The organism is Tenacibaculum sp. M1.3A, assembly GCF_057732375.1.
The window spans coordinates 80494-100723 of the sequence record NZ_JBYJEF010000001.1; the positions used below are offsets into that span (position 1 = coordinate 80494).

Below are 20230 nucleotides of genomic sequence, written 5' to 3' on the forward strand. Positions count from 1 at the left end.
AGTTATAATTAGTTACTTTTATGTTTTTATAAAATATGTCAAGAAGTTTTAAAGCATACAGCTTAGTTTATTTTTCAGCATGTTTACTATCTTTATTTTTTATTGATACAGATAAATCAATTACTGAGATGGTTATCAAGGTTTTTTCGTTGATGTTTTTGTCATTTTTATATTTAAGTTCTTCTAAAAAAATAAATTATTTTTATGTATTCATATTAATGAATTCTATTGCTTCTGATGCATTTTTAATCTTCGATGATGATTTTATGATGTTTGGAATTTTATTATTATTAATAAATAGATTCTTATATATAATTCTTGCAAGAAAAGCATTGTTTAATACTTCGGTTAAAATTTTATTAACTTACTTAATACCAAGTTTGCTTTTATTTATAACAATTTTTATTTTGTTAAAACCTTATATTCAAGAAATATCATTGCCTTTTTTTTTAATGGGAATAACTTCTGCAATAATGATAGGGCTGTCGTTTTTTAATTACTTAAAGACAATGAATAAAAAGAATATGTTCTTTTTGTTTGGTATATTACTAATTGTTATTGCTGATATTTTAATAGCTTTTAATAAATTTTTAGATTACCATATTCTTCTTGTAATAGTTTACACTATAATGTATTACATAGCAAGGTATTTAATTTGTTTATCAATGATAGATAAAAAATCTAGTCTTTAATTTTTAAAGAAACACCTCCGTATTTAGATTTTATAATAATGGTAGATTTAGAATTATCTTGACCAAAAACTCCTTCGTAATATTTTGATGTATGTTTTTTTATACTTTTATAAAATTCCACTTTGCTTTCAGGGTAATTGAAACCTGCATAATCTAAATCTACAGTAAATTTAAAATTATTATCGCTGCTAGTGCCTAGTTTAATACCAGCGTAACTACCATCTATTATAATTTCTTCAAAGCCTTTCAAGATGTTTTCTACTTTAATTCCGCCAAATTCTGTATTAATTTTAAGTTTTTTTCTTAATGTTCCGATTGATATTCCGGCGTAATCAGAACTTCCAGAAATGTTTTTAACATCATTTACAGATATGTTACCATAATCGCTATTAAAATTTAAGTTTTCACTAGTGCCAATTTTTACTGTAGAATAATCAGCATTAACATTTAATGTTTCTGATTTTTCTATTTTTAGTTTAGAATAATCAATGTTAATATTACCAGATTTCATGAAATTAATTTCCGAGCTACCACAATAATCAAGGTTAATTGCATTCGAGTCATTTAATAATTGATCAACATTTATGTTTCCGTAATCACAATTTAAATTAGCCTTCCCCTTAAGCTTGTCTAATTCTATAGCGCCATATTTATTATTTAAATCAGCATTATTAGTTACGGGCATTTTTATAAAATAATTAATTTTATAGTTAATATTATCATTATTTCCCCATGGCCAATTAGATTTAATTGCTTCGATCTTAGTCCTAGCTTCCACCAAATCTTTAGAAGCTTCAAAAAGAACGTTTATTGAATTAAGCTTTTTGTCAACACTACTTAAATCGTTTCCTTTTACAGTTATTTTAACCTCAATTTCAATACGATTCTTATCCCAAGTAATTACATTAACATTACCGTATTTATTATTAATGTATAAGGTTGCGTTTTTAGTAACGATAAAGTCTTTACTAATCGTTTTGCTTTTTTCATGCTTTTTTTTATCATTAGCCAACATTACAGTTGGTAACAGTATAAAAAGGAATATAAGTTTATATAATTTCATCATCTATAAGTTCTAATTTAGCAGGATTTTTTTGTTGCTCTAATTGTAGTAAGAGTCTTTCTAATACTTTTAATCTTTGTTGATAATTACCTATCATTTTTTGAATAACCTGACGCTTGTTTTCGTTTTTAGTTAATTCTTCAACAAGTGATTTATAATGGTCTTCTAGTTCCTCTATTTCATTTAAAGAATCTTCAATAATTGTTTCAGTTTCAATATTTCTATATTGTTCTAATTCTTTTAATTCTTGATTTATTGTTGATACAAAAAAACTTTGTGCTTCTGCCATTTTTGGTGAAACATCTGCAAGATCATAACTGTTTTGTTGTTGGTTATTACCAATATAAAAACCTAAAATTAGTAAGATAGATGCAGCAATGCTAATCCAAAAAATAGTTGGTTTTTGTTGTTTTTTCTGAGCTTCAATTTTTCTTAGAAAACGGTCTGAATGACCAGAATGAGGTTCGAATATATCGAAATCATTCTCATCAAAAAACAGATGTAATTTATCCTCCATATGCTTGTGCTTTATTTGTGTTGGCAAGTAATACTTGCTTTAATTTCTTTTTTGCTCTAGATATTGTTGTACGTACATTTTCGTTCGTATAATTTAAAATTTCAGAGATTTCTTCATAATCATACCCTTCAATTAAATTTAAAGTTAATACAATACGGTAATTTTCTTTTAGGTTCTGTAAACTTTCCATTACCTGTTTTACATCTAACGAATTATAATTAATAGGTGTTTCTTCAACTTCATAATCAGGAATAACATCCATTTTAACTTCTTCGTATCGATTATTTTTTTTTAATTGAGTAAGACTTTTATTTACTACAATTCTTTTTAACCAAGCCCCAAAAGCAACTTCACCTTTAAAAGTATTTAATTTAGTAAAAGCAGTTAAAAATGCTTCCTGAATTAAATCTTCGGCCTCAAATTCGTCTTTTAAAATACGATAAGCACTATTGTACATTGCTTTATAATAGGCATTGTACACTTGCATTTGTGCATTGCTATCGCTTTTTTTACAGCGGTCGATTAGTTGGTTGATATGTGTTTTTTTAGACTCCAATGAAATCATTCTATACTAGAGACAATTTGGTTTTTGAATTGTGACAGTTATTTTGATAAAAATAAAATTTTATTCTAAAAAGCAGATAATAAAACTAGTAATAATCTGTAATTGAGTAAAATATATTTATTGTTATATTTAATATGTTAAACAAAAATGAGGTTTAATAAACCGAATCAAAATATGTATATTTGGCATAATGATTGACAGTATAAAAATTATAGAATGTCCGCGAGATGCAATGCAAGGAATTAAAAGTCATTTTATTCCTACAGAAGCAAAAGCAAAATATATCAATTCACTTTTAAAAGTTGGATTTGATACGATAGATTTTGGAAGTTTTGTATCACCAAAAGCAATTCCTCAAATGCGAGATACTGCCGAGGTTTTATCAAAATTAGATTTATCAACAACAACAAGTAAGTTGTTAGCAATTGTAGCCAATGTTAGAGGTGCTAATGATGCTTCGCAGTTTGAGGAGATAGATTATTTAGGGTATCCTTTTTCGATATCAGAAAACTTTCAAATGCGAAACACGCACAAAACAATAGAACAATCTATAGATACGTTAAAAGAAGTATTAGCGATAGCAAATAGAACTAATAAAGAAGTTGTAGCGTATTTATCAATGGGTTTTGGTAATCCTTATGGAGATCCTTGGAGTGTTGAAATTGTTGGAGAGTGGACAGAAAAATTGTCTAATTTAGGCGTTAAAATTTTATCCTTATCAGACACTGTTGGTAGCTCAACACCTAAGGATATAGATTATTTATTTTCAAACCTAATACCAAGTTATCCGCAAATAGAATTTGGCGCTCATTTACATACAACACCAACAAAATGGCATGAAAAAGTAGATGCAGCTTTTAAAGCAGGATGTCATCGTTTTGATGGTGCAATTAAAGGTTATGGAGGTTGCCCAATGGCAAAAGACGATTTAACAGGTAATATGCCAACTGAAAAATTATTGTCATATTTTACTGCAAATAAAGTAACAACAAATATAAAACCAATGAGTTTTGAAAGTGCTTACAACAAAGCACTTGAAGTTTTTTAATGAAACATGAAGTTTAAATTTATCATACTTTTTCTGTTTTTCTCATCACTTTGTCAATCTCAAATGGACAAAAGGGTAGGAGTATGGCAAATTCGAAACGGAGAATTGATAAAAAACAGGTCTAATAAAAACGATTTAGCAAACGATTATTGGAAAGAATTTTACAGAATTTTCCCGCAAGAATTAACAACAAAATATGTTAGAAGAATTGTTTTAATGACTGATGGAGTTGATGAGAAAACAGGTGCGTTAGTGTCTTTAAATTCTAGAAACGATAAGTGGCAGTTAGAAATAGATATTAAAGATGTTAACTTAAAATCGAGAGAGAAAAAAAGATTGCATGAATCTATTTATACCATGGTGCATGAATTTGGTCATTTATTAACGCTTAATAAAACTCAAATTAGGCCAACCAAAAAGCAAAAGCAAGAAGAAGGAGAGCTGTATTTAACGCTAGAAGGTGAAGCATATAAAAATAGTTATATAAACCAGTTTGTAAACTTATTTTGGAAAGGTAATTTATTAACCCGCTGGGATACAATTCAGAAAGAATATTGCTTTACAGAAGCAAACTGTGTAGAAAAACTATATGATTTGTACAATAATAACCGCTCGGAGTTTTTAACGGATTATGCAGCCGAAAGCCCTGAAGAAGATATTGTAGAAAGTTGGACCGCCTTTGTTTTGAGATCTAAAATTAGAAGACCAAAAACAACTGCACACAAAAAAATAAACTTCTTTTATCAATTTCCAGAATTGGTAGCATATAGAAAAATGATTAGACAAAATACCCGTAAATATCTTCATTAGAATATGTAAATTTGCTTCATTAAAAAACACACAATGAAACAAGTTAAAATTCTATTTATAGTTACACTAACAATCTTTATAATAGGTTGTACATCTAATAAAAACACCAATACAGCTCATCAATTTAAAAAAGAAGCAGGAAAAATCTACTTTAATATACTGCAATTAAACGACGTTTACGAAATAGCGCCTATTCAAGGAGGAAAGTTCGGAGGAATGGCTAGAGTAGAAACCGTACATCAAAATTTATTAAAAGAAAATAAAAATACCATGCTTGTTTTGGCAGGAGATTTTTTGAATCCTTCATTAATCGGAACCATGAAAGTTGATGGTTCTCGAGTAAGAGGTAAGCAAATGGTTGAAGTTATGAATGTGATGAATTTTGATCTTGTGGCTTTTGGTAATCATGAGTTAGATTTAAGTTATACTAGTTTACAAGAACGATTAAATGAAAGTAATTTCGATTGGATTTCATCAAATGTATTGCATAATAAAGATGGAGAACATTCTTATTTCCATAAAGTTATCAAAGGAAAAAAAGAAAATCTTAAAGATTCTTTCATTAAAGAGTTTGATAATGAAGATGGTACAAAATTAAAAGTAGGTTTTATAAGCGCTTGTATTCCGTCAAACCCGAAAAGTTATGTGTTTTATGGAGATGTGTATGAAGAAATACAAAGAGCTTATAATGATATAAAAGATAAAGTTGATGTTGTTATAGGTTTAACGCATTTAACATTAGCGCAAGATAAAAAAGTAGCAGAAATGTTTCCTAGTATTTCCTTAATAATGGGAGGGCATGAGCACACTAATACTTACGAACATGTAGAAAATGTAATTATTGCAAAGGCAGACGCAAATGCAAAAACAGCTTATATTCATAGGTTTGAATATGATCCAGCAACAAAAAAAGTTCAATTAAAATCAGAATTAAAAGAGATTAACGATAAAATTTCTACTGATATAAACGTAGGAAAGATTGTAACTAAATGGCAAGACATTTTAAAGAACAAAATTCAAGATATAGTGCCAAATCCTTATGAAGTAATTTATAACGCAAAAATGCCATTAGATGCAACAGAAACAGCCATAAGAAGTGTGCAAACTAATATGGGGAAAATCATTACAAAAGCAATGAGTTTTGCTTATGATAACAAAGTAGATTGTGCTCTAGTAAATGGAGGTTCAGTTCGTATAGACGACGTTTTAGAAGGAGCGGTAAATGTTATAGATATTTTTAGAGTTTTACCTTATGGTGGCGCTGTTTTAAAAGTTGAAATTAAAGGAAATTTATTAAAAGAAGTTTTAGATTATGGTTTTAATGCCGCAGGTACAGGTGCTTATTTACAGCGTTACAATGCTAATAAAGTAAATGAGAGTTGGCAAATAGCTAATGAACCTATAAATTTAAATAAAGTATATACAGTAGCTTTTTCAGATTATTTATTAAGAGGATTAGATATTCCTGGTTTATCGGATAAAAATCCAAATGTTATTTCGATTTATAAACCAAAATCTACAGAGTTGAGCTACGATATAAGAAAAGCAGTAACAAATTACTTAAAGACTACTAAATAATAACTTTGTGATATTTAAGTTATTAAGATTTATTTTAAATAATACATTAAAGTTTATTTAAAATAAATCTTAATAAGCTTTGTTAGATTGATAAACTCTTTTACATTTGCACCCGTAAAACAATTAATTATTTAAAGTTAATCTAAATAAAAATGAAAAAAGTACTTTTTGCAGTATTACTAACTGCATCATTATTCGCAACAGCACAATCAGCTCCGCAAGATAGTATTCCTACAAACCCACAAAGCCAACAAAATGCAGCACAGCGTATTTTGTCATCAAATTTAAGTCAAAAAGGATTAACTGTAGGTGGTTATGCAGAGGCTCATTATAATAGGGCTACAGGAGAAAATGCAAATTTAGATGTACACAGAGTTGTAGTGTTATTTGGTTATAAATTTAACGAACGCACACAATTTATTACTGAATTAGAGTTTGAACACGTAAAAGAAGTATATGTAGAGCAAGCTTTTTTACAATATAGTTTAACCGATAACATCAACTTAAGAGCGGGTTTAATGTTGGTGCCAATGGGTATAATAAATGAATACCATGAACCAACTACTTTTAATGGTGTTGAAAGACCTAGTATGGATAAATCTATTGTTCCTTCTACTTGGAGAGAAATTGGTTTAGGTATTTCAGGTAGATGGGATGAAGCATCTTTACGTTACCAAGCATATGTTTTTAACGGATTTACTTCTGATAATGAAGGTAAGTATTTAGGAGGTAGTAACGGATTTCGTAACGGACGCCAAAAAGGAGCTGAATCTATGATGAATAATGTAAATTTTTCAGGTAAGTTAGATTATTACGGATTACCAGGTTTACGTTTAGGATTATCAGGATACTTTGGTAGAACTCAATCAGAACAGGCTATAGAGAATATTGATGGATCAGATGTGGGTATAGCAATGGTTGGTTTAGATGCTCGTTATGCATACAAGCGTTTTACAGCAAGAGGTCAGTTTATCCATGCAGGTGTTTCTGATAGCAAGGAATATAACGAATATTACAGTGCTGTCTCTGGAAATGCTGTAGATTTAGGAAGTGCTTTACAAGGATGGTATTTAGAAACAGCTTATAATTTATTAGCGCAAGATAAAAAACAACAATTATTTGCCTTTGCTAGATATGAAGACTATAATACGCATGCATCTACAGATGGTGGTTTAGCTCAAAACTTAGCTTATGACCGTGATGAATGGACGTTTGGTTTAACATATAAAGTTGCACCAGGTGCTGCATTTAAGGCAGATTACCAATTTAAAAATAATGCAGTTGACGGAAGTCAAACAATCAAACAATTAAACCTTGGCTTTGGTGTTTGGTTCTAAATAAAATTAAAAGTTTGTTATTATTTGTAGAGATCGAACCAAGTTTTTATAATTTGGTTCGGTTTTTGTTTTTTATTTAGACTAATTCTAATTATTTTTGCAATATGAAAACTCATACTTTATTATTTTTCTTATTTATAATTACTTCATTAGCATTGCTATCTTTTAGTGTGCCTAAGAATTTACAGAAAAAAGTTGAAAAAGAAATTAAAAAAACATTTAATGTTGATGAGTTTTCGTTAAGTAAAGTAATTGTACCTGAATCTGTGAATAATAAATTAAAAGGTGAAATTTCTGAAGAAAATTTACTAAAGATTACAGTTGATGATAAAATATTAGGGTTTGCTTTTATTAATAAAGCACCTAGTAAAACAGATGAGTTTGACTATTTGGTTTTATTAGACAAGGAGTTAATTGTTATAAAAACGAAGATATTAATATACCGCGAAGACTATGGAGGCGAAATAGGTAGTAAGCGTTGGTTAAAGCAGTTTATAGGTAAAACATCAAAAGATACTTTAAAATACGAAAAAGATATTGTAGCAATTTCAGGAGCAACAATTTCAGCTTCTTCAATGACAATTGCAGTTAATACTTTTCTTCAAAATTTAGAAATTCTTCATCAAAATAAAGTGTTGTAAATGCAAATTCACGGTGTAATTCATCAGTTTCCGAAAGAAATAAAATTATTAATACTAGCTTTTATATGCACTTTAAGTATTGGTTTTTTTGGCGGAATATCATTTGTTAGAGACACAACAAATTCTAATCCAACAGGTATAGAAGAGCGTTATCTAGGAAACGAAGATGTTGAAGAGGCTACCACAATGAAATTCAAAAAATCTGCAGGAGAAATAAAAACAACAGTACACAATCATATTTTATCGCTTTCAGTAATTTTCTTTTTATTAGCTATAATTGTATCAACAACAAGTATCAATAAAAAATTAAAATTATTTTTAATGATTGAACCTTTTATATCAATTATTAGCACTTTCGGTGGTATTTATTTAATGTGGACAGGTATTACTTGGATGAAATATATTATTATGATTTCAGGTTTACTGATGACGCTTTCTTTCGGTACAGCAGTTTTAATGATTTTTAGTCAGTTGTTATCAAAAAAGAAGTTGACTTTAGAATAAAGTTTACAGAATCAGTTCTTATTTATAAAACTAGGTATTCAATAAATGGATTTATCTGCGAATTTTTGGGGGAATAAATATAAGTCCAATAAAATTGGTTGGGATTTAGGAGCTATTTCGCCACCTATAAAAGCTTATTTTGATCAACTAGAAAACAAAGAACTAAAAATTTTAATTCCTGGAGGAGGAAATTCTTACGAAGCAGAATATCTTTTTAACAACGGATTTAAAAATGTTTTTGTAGTTGATATCTCTAAAGAACCTTTAAGTAATCTAAAGAAAAGAGTTCCGAAATTTCCTTTGTCACAATTAATTAATGCTAATTTTTTTGATATAAATTTTACTTTTGATTTAATAATCGAACAAACTTTTTTTTGTGCGATAGATCCGAATTTGCGTGTAAAATATGCTTTAAAAATGAATGATTTGCTTAATGAAAACGGAAAGTTAGTAGGTTTGTTATTTGATGCAAAATTAAATGAAGATCATCCGCCTTTTGGGGGGAATAAACAAGAATATTTATCTTACTTTAAACCTTATTTTAAGATAAAAAAAATGGAGTCTTGCTATAATTCGTATCATAATAGAAAAGGTATGGAGTTGTTTGTAATACTCCAGAAAAAGTAGTTTTAATATTATCTTTAATTTCCTTTTAAACGCATCCATAATTCTGAGAACAATTTTTTCCCGTCTCTTTTATCTTTAGGTTCTTCTTTTAAAAGAATATTACCTAAGCGATCTGTAGTAATTTTATATTTAAAAACAAAGTTTTGAGAATTTGGCGCCAAACTTAAAAGTCCAAATCGTAAGTCATTATAATAAAGGTTTTCATCCTTTTTTGTAATCGTATACCATCCTTCAGAAATAGCAATCATTTGTTTTACTTTTTGATTATCAGCTAGGTTTTCTAATAAATGATGATTTTTAGGATAATAATTAAAAGTAATAGGTTGTGTATCAAAAAATGAATAATTGGTTAATAGATATCCATTTTCTGTTTCTGCATTAGCGCTCCAAAGGACAGTATTCATTGGCGAAGGTCTGGTGTCTAATTGTAAATATGATATTTTTTGAGTTTTTAAGGCAGCTTCAAATTGATTGAAAGCCATCCATTTTAAAAAAAATGTAAGCACTAAATAAGAAGAGCTAGCTATTAAGCCAATTGTATTGTAAAACTGACGTTTTTTAGAGGTTCGTTTTTGCCTCATAGCTAATAGTAGAAAAACTAGAAAAGGAACCGTATAAAGAGGGTCGATAACAAATATGGTTTTAAATGCTAGTCGGATATCAAAAGGCCAAAAAAATTGTGTTCCCCAAGTAGTATGAGCATCTAAAATAGGATGTGTGATAAAAGCCCAGAAAAACAACCAAGACCAACTTTTAAAACTCTTGTATTTCTCATAACTAGAAACCAACCAACCAAAAACCGGAGCAAAGAGTACAGAAAAGAGTATAGAATGTGTAAAACCACGATGAATAGAGAGTGCTGTTACTGTATCTGTAAAATAAGAAGAAAGTACATCTAAGTCAGGAAGGGTTCCTGCAATTGCGCCATAAAGCATGGCTTTATTGCCAATTTTTTTTCCTAGAACAGCTTCGCCAACAGCGGCACCTAATATTATTTGAGTAAGTGAATCCATATTGCTAACAAAAATAAGTTTTGTATCTGATAAAATATGGATTACTTTATTTAATATAGTTATATATGATAATTGTAAACACGTTATTTTTATTAACTTTAATTTAAAATTGAGTTGCCGTTATTTGTAGTATATTTGCACGTAATTAATTAACAACACACTAAATTAATTGCACATGCAAGCTCACGAATCAAAAATAGTAGGCGAAGGTTTAACGTACGATGACGTTTTATTAATACCAGCTTATTCTGAAATACTTCCAAGAGAAGTTTCTATTCAAACAAAATTCACTAAAAACATAACAATTAACGTTCCTATAGTTTCTGCTGCTATGGATACTGTTACAGAATCTGCTATGGCAATTGCTATGGCTAGAGAAGGAGGAATAGGTGTTTTACATAAAAATATGACTATCGAGCAACAGGCTCAAGAAGTTCGTAAGGTAAAACGTGCAGAAAGCGGTATGATTATAGATCCGGTTACGTTACCATTAACAGCTGTAGTTTTAGACGCTAAAATGTTAATGAAAGAACATAGTATTGGCGGAATTCCGGTTGTGGATGATAGCGGAATTTTAAAAGGAATTGTTACCAATCGTGATTTGCGTTTCGAACATAAAAATGACAGAGCTATTGTAGAAGTAATGACTAAAGAAAATTTAGTTACTGCAGCAGTAGGAACTTCATTAAAATCAGCTGAAAGCATTTTACAAGAAAATAAAATTGAAAAATTATTAATTGTAGACGATAATTATAAACTTTCTGGATTAATTACTTTTAGAGATATTACAAAGGTTACTCAAAAACCAATAGCAAATAAAGATACATACGGACGTTTACGTGTTGCAGCTGCATTAGGTGTTACAGCGGATGCTGTTGATAGAGCAGAAGCCTTAGTAAAAGCAGGCGTAGATGCGGTAATTATAGATACAGCACACGGACATACAAAAGGTGTGGTTACTGTTCTAAAAGAAGTAAAAGCAAAGTTCCCAGACTTAGATGTAATTGTTGGTAATATAGCAACAGCAGAGGCAGCTAAATATTTAGTGGAAGCTGGCGCTGATGCAGTAAAAGTTGGTATAGGACCGGGTTCTATTTGTACAACTCGTGTAGTTGCAGGTGTAGGTTTTCCTCAGTTTTCAGCAGTGTTAGAAGTTGCAGCAGCAATAAAAGGAAGCGGTGTGCCAGTAATTGCAGATGGAGGAATCCGTTATACAGGAGATATCCCTAAAGCAATTGCAGCAGGTGCAGATTGCGTGATGTTAGGATCTTTATTAGCAGGAACAAAAGAATCACCAGGAGAAACGATTATCTATGAAGGACGTAAGTTTAAGTCGTATAGAGGAATGGGATCTGTTGAAGCAATGAAAGAAGGTTCTAAAGATCGTTATTTTCAGGATGTTGAAGATGATATTAAAAAATTAGTACCAGAAGGTATTGTTGGTCGTGTGCCATATAAAGGAGATTTAGAAGAAAGTATTCATCAGTTTGTTGGTGGTTTACGAGCAGGTATGGGCTATTGTGGATCTAAAGACGTAGAAACTTTACAAAACACAGGTAAGTTTGTACGTATTACTTCAAGCGGAATAAATGAAAGCCATCCTCATGATGTAGCAATTACAAAAGAAGCTCCGAATTATAGTAGAAGATAATTTTAATAAAAAAAGTTCATAAATAAAAAACTCTGTTGAAAACTAATTCAACAGAGTTTTTTGTTTTTAAAGAGTAAAGCCTCATTTACAGAGTAAGTATCACGTTTTAACAGTTTGAATAAAGAAAAAGTAAAAATTATATATTAGCAAATTTATTATGAGAGCAATATTTTTATTTATTTTATTTTTTTTAGGGGTAGCTTCTATTTTTATGACTATTAATGATGTAATTAATAGTAGGTATTTAAAAGAGATTAAAAATATTAAGAGTTTAAATAGTAAAGATAAGTATATGTCTGAAGATTTACTTTTAATAACTAGATATAGGGATCGTAATGTAAACACAAGCGAAACAATTCGTTTTGATATTGACGGAATCCTTCAAAGTAATGACTCTATTATAAGTTTAGATATTGGGTTTCCAAAATACCTAGATTTCAATTTAAAATACCAGCCAGTATATAGAAGTAAATTAACAGGGATTTATTATTTAAAAGATGCTCCGTCAAAATATTATAACGGTAAGTTAAGAGAATTATATTTTTTTATTTTCTTGAAAATTTGTTTTTATCCTATATTAATTACACTAATTATTTTTTTTAGAAAGTATTACAAAGAAAGAATCTATAGAATATAGTTTTATAGAGTAATTAGAAAATTTTAGGAATAGTAGAATAAAATCAAACTCTGTTGAAAACTATTTCAACAGAGTTTTTTGTTTTTAAAGAGTAAATGTTACTTTAGCAGAGACTTCAATTTCCTTATTTTTATGACTCAAGAAACAAAATACACCGAAGATAATATTCGCTCGCTCGATTGGAAAGAACACATTCGTATGCGACCGGGAATGTACATTGGTAAGCTAGGTGATGGTTCGTCTGCCGATGACGGAATTTATATTTTGGTAAAAGAGGTTTTAGACAACTCTATTGATGAATATGTGATGGGAGCCGGTAAGACCATCGAAATTTCTATTCAAGGTAATAAAGTTATTGTTAGAGATTACGGTCGTGGTATTCCGCTAGGAAAAGTAGTTGATGTAGTTTCTAAAATGAATACGGGAGGAAAGTACGACTCTAAAGCATTTAAAAAATCGGTAGGTTTAAACGGTGTAGGTACGAAAGCGGTAAATGCACTGTCTTCATTTTTTAGAGTAGAATCATCAAGAGATGGTAAATCTGCAGCAGCAGAATTTTCACAAGGTAATTTAACAGATCAAGAGTTTTTAGAAGAAACTTCTCGTAGAAAAGGTACAAAAGTATCTTTTATACCTGATGAAGCTATTTTTAAAAATTATAAATTCAGAAACGAGTACGTTGCTAAAATGCTTAAAAACTATGTGTATTTAAACACAGGTTTAACGATTGTTTTTAACGGCGAAAAATATATATCAGAAAACGGATTAAAAGATTTGTTGGAAGATAACAACAGTCAGGATGATATGTTGTACCCGATTATTCATTTAAAAGGAGATGATATAGAAGTTGCTATCACACACAGTAAAACGCAATATTCAGAAGAGTACCATTCGTTTGTAAACGGTCAGCATACGACGCAAGGAGGTACGCATCAAGCAGCATTTAGAGAAGCCATTGTAAAAACAATTCGTGAGTTTTACGGTAAGAATTTTGAAGCCTCTGATATTCGTAAATCAATCATTTCGGCAATTGCTATTAAAGTGATGGAGCCTGTTTTTGAAAGTCAAACTAAAACAAAATTAGGTTCTACAGATATGGGAGGCGAGTTGCCAACCGTAAGAACGTATATAAACGATTTTTTAAAAACGAAATTAGATAATTACCTACATAAAAATGTAGATACGGCTGATAAGTTACAGCGTAAAATTATACAAGCAGAGAAAGAGCGTAAAGAATTATCAGGAATACGAAAATTAGCTAAAGATAGGGCAAAGAAATCAAGTTTACATAATAAGAAACTAAGAGATTGTAGAGTTCATTTAGGAGATACAAAAAAAGAAGCTTATTTAGAATCTACTTTGTTTATTACCGAGGGAGATTCAGCATCTGGATCTATCACAAAATCTAGAAACGTAAACACACAAGCGGTTTTTAGTTTAAAAGGGAAGCCTTTAAATTCGTACGGATTAAGTAAGAAGATTGTATATGAAAACGAAGAGTTTAATTTATTGCAGGCGGCTTTAAATATAGAAGAAGGTATACAAGATTTGCGTTACAACAATATTGTAATAGCAACCGATGCCGATGTTGATGGTATGCACATTCGTTTATTATTAATCACATTCTTTTTACAGTTTTTCCCTGAAGTAATAAAAGAAGGTCATTTATATATTTTAGAAACTCCGTTATTTAGAGTTCGTAATAAAAAAGATACCTATTACTGTTATTCAGAAGATGAGAAACGAGAAGCAATAGAGAAATTAAGAGGAAAGCCAGAAATAACTCGATTTAAGGGATTAGGGGAAATTTCACCAAACGAATTTGTTCATTTTATTGGTGATGATATTCGTTTAGATCCTGTTATGTTAGATAAAGAAATGTCGATAGAGCAAATGCTAGAATTCTATATGGGGAAGAACACTCCAGACAGGCAAAAATTTATCATCGAGAATTTAAAAGTTGAATTAGATGTTATTGAAGAAGAAATTTAAAAGATAATATTTAAGTATTTTATACAAGTAATAATGAATAAAGAAAGAAGAGTAAGAATATACTTAATAATAGCCTTTACCATCTTTTTTATCAATCTATTAAATGTTCATTTAGATAATTTAAGTTGGCAGATTAATAGTAAGCATTATATAAATATGATGGTGGCATCAGTAGTTTTCGCTATCATTTTTATCCTGAATAAAAAAAAACAATAACTCTTAAAAGAATACCCATTATTCAATGAGTGAAGAAAATAATAGTTACGAGCATGACGAAGAACTGAGTCAACCAATAGAAAATGCAGAAACGATAACGAAAGTTACCGGAATGTATAAAGAATGGTTTTTAGACTACGCTTCGTATGTAATTCTAGAAAGAGCTGTTCCGTCTTTAGAAGACGGATTAAAACCTGTGCAACGTAGAATAATGCATTCTATGAAAGACTTAGATGATGGGCGCTACAATAAAGTAGCAAATATTGTTGGGCATACCATGCAATATCACCCGCACGGAGATGCTTCTATCGCAGATGCGATGGTGCAAATAGGTCAGAAAGAATTACTGATTGATATGCAAGGTAACTGGGGTAATATTTTAACAGGAGACCGCGCAGCGGCTTCTCGTTATATAGAAGCTCGTTTATCAAAATTCGCTTTAGAAGTTGTTTTTAATCCAAAAACAACCGATTGGAAGCAATCATATGATGGTCGTAGAAAAGAACCGATAGATTTACCTGTAAAGTTTCCTTTATTATTAGCACAAGGAGCAGAGGGAATTGCAGTTGGTTTATCAACAAAAATATTACCACACAATTTTAATGAATTGATAGATGCTTCTATTAAATATTTGAAAGGAAAAAACTTTACAATTGTGCCTGATTTTTTAACGGGTGGAATTGCAGATTTCACCAATTATAATGATGGTATAAGAGGAGGAAAGGTTCGGATACGAGCAAAAATTTCTCAACTAGATAAAAAGACTTTAGTAATTACTGAAATTCCGTTTGCTACGACTACTACAACTTTAATCGATAGTATTTTAAAAGCAAATGAAAAAGGGAAGATAAAGATTAAAAAAATTGAAGATAATACCGCAGCCAATGTAGAGATTTTAGTGCATTTACCTACAGGAATATCTCCAGATAAAACAATTGATGCTTTATATGCTTTTACGAGTTGTGAAAACTCAATTTCACCATTATCTTGTACTATTGAAGATAATAAGCCTGTATTTGTAGGAGTTTCTGAAATGTTAAAGCATTCTACCGATTTAACGGTAAACTTACTTAAACGTGAATTAGAAATTCAGTTAAATGAGTTACAAGAACAATGGCATTTTGCATCGTTAGAGCGAATTTTTATTGAAAACAGAATCTACCGTGATATTGAAGAGGTAGAAACTTGGCAAGGTGTAATAGAGGCTATTGATAAAGGTTTGCAGCCTCATATAAAACATTTAAAAAGAGCAATAACAGAAGAAGATATAGTTCGTTTAACTGAAATCAGAATTAAGAAAATTTCTAAATTCGATATCGACAAAGCCAAACAGCATATTGAAGGGTTAGAGGAGAAAATAGCTGAAGTAAAGAATTATTTAGATAATTTAATAGAGTTTGCTATTAACTACTTTAAAAACTTAAAAACAAAGTACGGTAAAGGTCGTGAACGAAAAACTGAAATCAGAATTTTTGACGATATCGTCGCTACGAAAGTAGTAATGCGAAATACCAAACTTTATGTAAATAGAGAAGAAGGTTTTGTTGGTACTTCACTTAAAAAAGATGAATACGTTACTGAGTGTGCAGATATTGATGATATTATTATCTTTAAAAGCGATGGTAAAATGATTGTTACCAAAGTAGCAGCAAAAACTTTTGTAGGTAAAGATATTATTCATATTGCAATCTTTAAAAAGAAAGATAGGCGTACCGTGTATAATATGATGTATAAAGACGGTGCTAAAGGAGCTAGTTATATGAAGCGTTTTAATGTAACTAGTGTAACACGTGATAAGGAGTATGATTTAACTGTAGGTAGTAAAGATTCAAAAATGTTATACTTTTCAGCAAATCCGAATGGAGAAGCTGAGGTTGTAACGATCAATCTACGTGCTGTTGGTAGTATTAAAAAATTAAAATGGGATATTGATTTCTCTGACTTAGCAATAAAAGGAAGAGCAGTTCGTGGTAATCAAATAACCAAATTTGCCATTCGAAAAATTGATTTTAAATCAGCCGGAGTATCTACTTTAAAACCTCGTAAAATATGGTTTGATGATGCAGTACAGCGATTGAATGTTGATAATAGAGGAGAGTTGTTAGGAGAGTTTAGGGCAGAAGATAAAATTTTAATAGCAACACAATCCGGTAAAATCAAGGCGATATCTCCAGAGTTATCAATGCATTTTGAAAATGACATGATTGTATTAGAAAAATGGAAGCCCAACAAACCTATTTCAGCCGTTTATTTCGATGGAGAAAAAGAGCGTTATTATGTAAAAAGATTCTTAATTGAAACCACCGACAAAGAAGAGTTATTTATATCAGAAACAGAAAAATCGAAATTAGAAATTGTTTCTACAGATTATCGTCCAATGGCTGAGGTATTATTCTCTAAGCGTAGTTTGGACAAGATTGATATAAATTTTGAGGATTTTATAGCTGTAAAAGGTATTAAAGCGCAAGGAAATCAATTAACAACTGATAAAATACGTACGGTAAACTTATTAGAATCATTGCCATACGAAGAACCAAAAGTAGAGAGGGTAGAGGATATTGAAGTAAATGATGAGAAAGAAATAATCGAAGAAATTTTACCCTTTAATATAGAAGAAATAGCACCAAAAGAATTTGTAAATACGAAAGAAGATAAAGCAAAAAAAGCATTAGAACGTGCACTTCAAAAAAAGAAAAAACAAACAGAAGAAGATGATGATAGTCAAACAGCATTATTTTAATGGATAAGTTATTTAAATATCATTTTAACCTAGATTCTTTTTTTGGAATTTTAGGATATGTGCTAGCAGTTGTTTTTGTTGCTTGGATATTGTCTAGAATTGTACGTTATGTTATTGTTCAGATAATAAAACGTAGAAAAATAGATCGTTATGGGAAAACAAGTATTTTGTTTTTACGTAATTCAGTGAAGTTTTTTCTAGGTCTTTTTGGTATTATCTATACTATTATGACAGTGCCTGCTTTTAGAAGCAAGGCAACTTTAATTTTTTCGGGAGCAGGTATATTAGCTGCAATTATTGGTTTTGCGGCACAAGCAGCTTTATCTAATTTAATAGCAGGAGCATTTATTGTTATTTTCCGACCGTTTCGTGTAGGCGATTATATTAGGTTAGATGATACCCGTGTTGGTATTGTAGAAGACATTACACTGCGACATACGGTAATTAATAATTTTGAAAATAAGCGATTAATTATACCGAATTCTGTAATAAGTACCGATTCTGTTTTAAATCACACCATTGAAGATTCGCATGTATTAAGTTTTAATAATTTTAAATTAGGCTTAAAGGCGGATATCGATTTAGCTCGAAAAATTATACAAGAAGAGGCTATTAAGCTTCCTACAGTGATTGATTTTAGAACGCCAGAAGAGGTAATAACAGATAAAGAACAAGTAGATGTTCGAGTAATTGATGTATATACAGATCATATACATTTAAGAGCTTATGTTTGGTTGAATGAACCGTTTCAGGAGTTTAAAACCAAATGCGCTTTAAAAGAAGCTGTTCATAAACGATTTTTGGCTGAAGGTGTAGCTTTGCCAATACCTATTTATAAAGTAGTAAAGGTATAATTAACTTTGGTTTATCTTTTTGTTGCGTATTTATATTTATCAAATTTTTTAGGTAGTTCATTTGTAATTTTTAGCCTATTAGATGTAATATTAGGTTTAATTTTTATGATTTTTGTGTTTTCGCTAATTTTTACATCATGTGTGCTTTTCATTTTAAGAACATCAATATGTAATGCCTTAAAGGTATAATCTCCTTTTTTTAGATTAATTATAACATATTCTCTAGGTCTAATTTGCCCTAATGCTTTATCGTTTATCCAAACATTTAATCTGGCAGTGTTATCTATTTTATGTAAAATATCCGCTCCGTTATAAATTAAAACTGTTCCGTTACCTAATTTATCAAGTGTTACTTTGTTTAAGTCTGTCTTTACAAAAGTGTATTGAGAAGTTATTGGTTTTAAAGCGCATGAGCTTAATAATGATAACATTAGGAATAGAATTATATATTTATAAACTTTCATATATTATAATTTTAAATGAATATTTAAGTGTTTTTTTTGTTTGATAAAAAAGGCTACAAGAACTTTTAGCACCAACTCATAATTGCATTATAAACATACAAAAAACCAATAAAAGAATGGTGAAAAACTTATAGTTTTAAGCGTGGTTAGCTTAAAATAAATATCAATAAAAAAATAAAGAAGTATAACTGTTTACTCCTAAGCTTAAAAATGATTAATCTTTAAAAAGAAAACCTAAACCTAAACGACTTAAAAATTTCTTTTCAAAAGCCCAAAAGAATTTAAACTGGCCAAATAACCAACCAACTAAAGGCAAAGTTGTTTGATAAATAGGAAAAATAAGTAAAATACGTAAAGGCCAATACAACCAAGGCGAAGTAGTTTCAAGAGAAAGGCCGAAAAAAGCTGTAATAGGTTTTGCAACCCAAGAAGCAAACGAACCGTTAATAGAAAACACGATTAGTACAGCAATTACATCCCAATTGGTTTTTAAACCCCAACGTTGTTTTAATTTTTCCATGGGCGCAAAAGTAATTAAAAGAAAAAGGGCAAACAAATGTTTCCCCTTTTTGATATTATATAAATGTGATATTTATTTTTTTCCGAAAAGACCACCCAGTAATCCACCTAGTAATCCACCACCAGATTTTTTTTGATCGGCACCGCCCAAAACCATACCAGCAATATCATCAACAATACTTCCGTCACCATCAGCATCTAAAATTTGCTCTAAAAAACTTTGCTCTTTATCAGCAGAGTTACCACCAAGCAGTCCACCTAATAAACCACCTAAGTCACTTGAGTTGTTTACATTATCCTGGCGAGATTGTTTCCCTAAAACACCCATTAAAATTGGAGCAGCTGTTTTTAAAATGTTTGCAACAGCATCTGCATCTATTCCTGCTTTTTGTCCAATAATTTTTTCTACTCCTTGTTGTTTATTTCCTAAAACGTGTTTTAAAATATTACCACCATCTTGTAAAACATCTGCATTTACACCGCCATTAAATAAACCACCTAAATTATCTAAAATACTACCGTCGTGTTTATTTAAAGCTCCCATTAATCCTTCAGCTCCTTGTTGGGTTGAGGTATTACGCTGCATTGCTTTCATTAAAACAGGCAAAGCCATAGTTAAAACGCTACTTGTTTTATTCGTGTCTTGTCCTGTAGAACCGGCTACTCCTGATATAATTGATTTACCTAAGTCGCTGTTTAATAAGTCTAAAATTCCTGCCATTTTTTTGTTTTAATAAGATTAGTAATTAGTTTTTAATAGTG

20 protein-coding genes are annotated in these 20230 nt (G+C 30.1%); 13 read left to right on the plus strand and 7 right to left on the minus strand.

What is annotated here, in order from left to right; genetic code table 11:
• Positions 1-35: 35 nt before the first annotated feature.
• Positions 36-692, plus strand: a complete 657-nt coding sequence (locus tag AC28QF_RS00385; protein WP_488200331.1) for a lysoplasmalogenase family protein — start codon at positions 36-38, stop codon at positions 690-692.
• On the opposite strand, the gene AC28QF_RS00390 is transcribed toward AC28QF_RS00385, so the two are convergent.
• From AC28QF_RS00390 to AC28QF_RS00400, 3 genes are read right to left on the minus strand one after another with little or no spacing between them, the layout of a single operon-like run.
• The gene (locus AC28QF_RS00390; protein ID WP_488200330.1) at positions 682-1758 is read right to left on the minus strand and encodes a hypothetical protein; all 1077 of its coding nucleotides are present in this window, start codon (positions 1756-1758) and stop codon (positions 682-684) included. The genes AC28QF_RS00385 and AC28QF_RS00390 overlap by 11 nt on opposite strands.
• Positions 1742-2272 (minus strand): hypothetical protein, encoded by a 531-nt coding sequence (locus AC28QF_RS00395; protein ID WP_488200329.1) that lies wholly within the window; start codon positions 2270-2272, stop codon positions 1742-1744. Before AC28QF_RS00395 ends, AC28QF_RS00390 begins: the two co-directional genes overlap by 17 nt.
• Positions 2262-2828 (minus strand): RNA polymerase sigma factor, encoded by a 567-nt coding sequence (locus tag AC28QF_RS00400; RefSeq protein WP_488202402.1) that lies wholly within the window; start codon positions 2826-2828, stop codon positions 2262-2264. The genes AC28QF_RS00395 and AC28QF_RS00400 overlap by 11 nt, the downstream gene beginning before the upstream one ends.
• A gap of 199 nt (positions 2829-3027) precedes the next feature.
• Between AC28QF_RS00400 and AC28QF_RS00405 the strand changes: the two genes are divergently transcribed.
• The 7 genes from AC28QF_RS00405 to AC28QF_RS00435 all read left to right on the plus strand — a co-directional run bounded on the left by AC28QF_RS00405 (position 3028) and on the right by AC28QF_RS00435 (position 9382).
• On the plus strand, positions 3028-3885 hold the full coding sequence (locus tag AC28QF_RS00405) for a hydroxymethylglutaryl-CoA lyase (RefSeq protein ID WP_410016835.1): 858 nt from the start codon (positions 3028-3030) through the stop codon (positions 3883-3885).
• A gap of 63 nt (positions 3886-3948) precedes the next feature.
• Positions 3949-4695 (plus strand): hypothetical protein, encoded by a 747-nt coding sequence (locus AC28QF_RS00410; protein WP_488200327.1) that lies wholly within the window; start codon positions 3949-3951, stop codon positions 4693-4695.
• A 33-nt stretch (positions 4696-4728) separates the two neighbouring features.
• Complete coding sequence (locus AC28QF_RS00415) at positions 4729-6273, plus strand: bifunctional metallophosphatase/5'-nucleotidase (RefSeq protein ID WP_488200326.1); 1545 nt, start codon at positions 4729-4731, stop codon at positions 6271-6273.
• Positions 6274-6425: 152 nt separating this feature from the next.
• Positions 6426-7610, plus strand: coding sequence for a hypothetical protein (locus tag AC28QF_RS00420; protein ID WP_488200325.1), 1185 nt, complete (start codon positions 6426-6428; stop codon positions 7608-7610).
• 104 nt (positions 7611-7714) lie between these two features.
• A complete protein-coding gene (locus AC28QF_RS00425) occupies positions 7715-8251 on the plus strand; it encodes an FMN-binding protein (RefSeq protein ID WP_488200324.1) in 537 nt (178 codons plus the stop codon).
• Complete coding sequence (locus tag AC28QF_RS00430) at positions 8252-8755, plus strand: hypothetical protein (protein WP_488200323.1); 504 nt, start codon at positions 8252-8254, stop codon at positions 8753-8755.
• A gap of 45 nt (positions 8756-8800) precedes the next feature.
• Positions 8801-9382, plus strand: a complete 582-nt coding sequence (locus AC28QF_RS00435) for a methyltransferase domain-containing protein (RefSeq protein WP_488200322.1) — start codon at positions 8801-8803, stop codon at positions 9380-9382.
• A gap of 14 nt (positions 9383-9396) precedes the next feature.
• On the opposite strand, the gene AC28QF_RS00440 is transcribed toward AC28QF_RS00435, so the two are convergent.
• Positions 9397-10395, minus strand: coding sequence for a metal-dependent hydrolase (locus AC28QF_RS00440; protein ID WP_488200321.1), 999 nt, complete (start codon positions 10393-10395; stop codon positions 9397-9399).
• A gap of 175 nt (positions 10396-10570) precedes the next feature.
• Between AC28QF_RS00440 and guaB the strand changes: the two genes are divergently transcribed.
• The 5 genes from guaB (at position 10571) to AC28QF_RS00465 (ending at position 18485) form a co-directional block, all read left to right on the plus strand.
• The gene (guaB, locus tag AC28QF_RS00445) at positions 10571-12046 is read left to right on the plus strand and encodes an IMP dehydrogenase (RefSeq protein ID WP_488200320.1); all 1476 of its coding nucleotides are present in this window, start codon (positions 10571-10573) and stop codon (positions 12044-12046) included.
• Positions 12047-12203: 157 nt separating this feature from the next.
• The gene (locus AC28QF_RS00450; RefSeq protein WP_488200319.1) at positions 12204-12683 is read left to right on the plus strand and encodes a hypothetical protein; all 480 of its coding nucleotides are present in this window, start codon (positions 12204-12206) and stop codon (positions 12681-12683) included.
• Positions 12684-12815: 132 nt separating this feature from the next.
• Positions 12816-14675: a DNA topoisomerase IV subunit B gene (locus AC28QF_RS00455; RefSeq protein WP_488200318.1), complete on the plus strand. Its 1860-nt coding sequence runs from the start codon at positions 12816-12818 to the stop codon at positions 14673-14675.
• 241 nt (positions 14676-14916) lie between these two features.
• Positions 14917-17631, plus strand: coding sequence for a DNA gyrase/topoisomerase IV subunit A (locus AC28QF_RS00460; protein ID WP_488200317.1), 2715 nt, complete (start codon positions 14917-14919; stop codon positions 17629-17631).
• Positions 17631-18485: a mechanosensitive ion channel family protein gene (locus tag AC28QF_RS00465; protein WP_488200316.1), complete on the plus strand. Its 855-nt coding sequence runs from the start codon at positions 17631-17633 to the stop codon at positions 18483-18485. Before AC28QF_RS00460 ends, AC28QF_RS00465 begins: the two co-directional genes overlap by 1 nt.
• 11 nt (positions 18486-18496) lie before the next feature.
• Here AC28QF_RS00465 and AC28QF_RS00470 read toward each other — a convergent pair whose 3' ends face one another.
• From AC28QF_RS00470 to AC28QF_RS00480, 3 genes are all read right to left on the minus strand, one after another.
• Positions 18497-18949, minus strand: a complete 453-nt coding sequence (locus tag AC28QF_RS00470; protein WP_488202403.1) for a hypothetical protein — start codon at positions 18947-18949, stop codon at positions 18497-18499.
• Positions 18950-19163: 214 nt separating this feature from the next.
• Positions 19164-19469, minus strand: a complete 306-nt coding sequence (locus tag AC28QF_RS00475; protein ID WP_488200314.1) for a DUF6787 family protein — start codon at positions 19467-19469, stop codon at positions 19164-19166.
• 72 nt (positions 19470-19541) lie between these two features.
• Positions 19542-20189 (minus strand): DUF937 domain-containing protein, encoded by a 648-nt coding sequence (locus AC28QF_RS00480; RefSeq protein WP_488200313.1) that lies wholly within the window; start codon positions 20187-20189, stop codon positions 19542-19544.
• Positions 20190-20230 lie beyond the last annotated feature (41 nt).